Here is a 1,848-nt window from a genome sequence, read left to right as displayed (position 1 = left end):
ATAAGGTCGGCATCGGCCAAACCTGTACAAGGATCTTCACTGGTATAGCGAGCAATATCTACGGCTTTTTCTACCGCGAGTGTTAGCGCCGCTTTGCTCAGATCAGCGGTAGACGCACTCCCCTTTCGCTTGCCTACGTATACGCTTATACCTAAGCCACCGTCGTTGGTAAATTCAACGTTTTCAACTTCTTGCATACGTGAAGAAACGGCGATGCCCTGCACTTTAGACATGCTGGCTTCGGCTTGTGTTGCGCCTTTAGAAAGGGCTAATTTCAGTACATCATCTACGACATTTTGAATGTCGGCTAACTGCTGCTCAATTTGCATAGTAAGTTTCGCTGTCTTAATTCGACTGTGATAGTTACAATTTACTAAAGTGTAACACTAATGAGTTTGAAATGAGTGATCAGAAATACAATTCTCCTGAAGATCCTTACTTCGAAGATGCGCAAGCAGATGAGTTCGAAGAGGAAGAATTAATCAGTAAAACTGAGCTGAAGCGTCAAGCTAAAGAACTTCACAAGCTAGGTGAAACGTTGGTTAACCTGACCGATGCTCACATAGCGACGATTCCAATGGATGAAGAGCTTGCTGACGCCGTAGCTATTGCCCGCAAAGTGAATAAGAAAAAAGACGGTTACCGCCGTCAGCTTCAGTTTATCGGCAAAGCTTTACGTCATAGAGATACCGCCCCTATTGAAGAGGCGTTGGCTAAAATTACACATCAGCATCAGGCGAGCAATGCGGCCTTTCATGCACTAGAAAAAGCCCGTGAAGCCGTGATTGAACAGGGCGACCCCGCTATTCAAAAGCTGATTGAAGCGCATCCTGAACTGGACCGCCAAAAGCTGCGCCAATTTCATCGCCAAGTTAAAAAAGAGCGTGAAAAAAATGCGCCGCCTAAAGCATTCAGAGAGCTGTTTCAGTATTTGAAAGACGTTATTCACGACGACTAAAGGGCGGCACGTTAGCCAAACTCGGCATTAAGGCCACCTGCCCAAGGGGGGTAATATGAAAATTTTTTCAAACCCTAATACTAAGCTCAGAAGTAAGTATGGCCAGTATCAAATTGCTGTACTGGGCGACATTGTTGGTGTATCGGCTGAAGGTATTGCTGATGGGGCAGCCATTGAGCGTTACGCACGCGACATGATGGATGTAATTAACAGCTTTGCTGGTAAGCGTTGGGCATTTCTAGGTTTTTTGCATGGCTCAGCTCTTCTCACTAAAGCGGGTGAGACAGAACTGCAGCGTTCAATAGAGTGGCGTGCGAAGCACGGAATGGCGCTTGGCGCGCTGGTTATCGGCGATACCACGGTGCAGCCCATTGTAAGAGCGCAATTTCAGAGAATTTACGACAATGCAGGCCTTGAGCTAGGTATTTTTACCAACGAAGAAGATGCTATTGAGTGGTTGAATGGAAAAGGATTTGAAAGTTAGCCACGACTTATACCAGTTTGCATACAAAAAAGGTTGGTGCCTAGGCCCAACCTTTTTTAATTTTCCAGTTTACGGGTTTGAGCTGAATTAAGCCGTACCACCCACCGTCAACTCGTCAATTTTAAGTGTGGGCTGACCTACACCCACCGGCACGCTTTGACCGTCTTTACCACATACACCCACGCCTTTATCTAGGGCAGTGTCGTTGCCAATCATTGAGATTTTTTGCATAACCTCTGGACCGTTACCAATTAAGGTAGCCCCTTTTACTGGCGCAGTAATTTTACCGTTTTCAATTAAGTAAGCTTCCGCGCTAGAAAATACAAATTTTCCTGACGTAATGTCTACTTGTCCGCCAGCAAAGTTCGGCGCGTAAATACCTTTGTCGATAGACGCGATAATTTCC

4 protein-coding genes are annotated in these 1,848 nt (G+C 45.8%); 2 read left to right on the top strand and 2 right to left on the bottom strand.

Translation table 11 applies throughout. The annotated features are described in order from the left end of the window. On the bottom strand, nucleotides 1-329 hold a 329-nt coding region (locus tag QVA83_RS11655), incomplete at its 3' end, for a PmbA/TldA family metallopeptidase (protein ID WP_287498485.1). 71 nt (nucleotides 330-400) lie between these two features. On the opposite strand from QVA83_RS11655, the gene yjgA reads away from it, so the two are divergent. Together yjgA and QVA83_RS11645 are read left to right on the top strand one after the other, a co-directional pair. Continuing rightward, nucleotides 401-958 carry a ribosome biogenesis factor YjgA gene (yjgA, locus tag QVA83_RS11650; protein WP_156077757.1) on the top strand — a complete coding sequence of 186 codons (558 nt, stop codon included), beginning with the start codon at nucleotides 401-403 and terminating at the stop codon, nucleotides 956-958. A gap of 55 nt (nucleotides 959-1,013) precedes the next feature. Then, a complete protein-coding gene (locus tag QVA83_RS11645; RefSeq protein WP_287498484.1) occupies nucleotides 1,014-1,442 on the top strand; it encodes a hypothetical protein in 429 nt (142 codons plus the stop codon). Nucleotides 1,443-1,529: 87 nt separating this feature from the next. Here the strand turns inward: QVA83_RS11645 and QVA83_RS11640 are convergent. After that, a partial coding sequence (locus QVA83_RS11640; protein ID WP_287498483.1) for a metallopeptidase TldD-related protein occupies nucleotides 1,530-1,848 on the bottom strand: 319 nt, incomplete at its 5' end.

Source organism: Alteromonas sp. AO-Serp (assembly GCF_017849675.1).
GTDB lineage: Bacteria > Pseudomonadota > Gammaproteobacteria > Enterobacterales > Alteromonadaceae > Alteromonas > Alteromonas macleodii.
The sequence above is the reverse complement of the archived record's forward strand: the minus strand, read 5'-3'. Positions and strand labels throughout refer to the sequence as shown.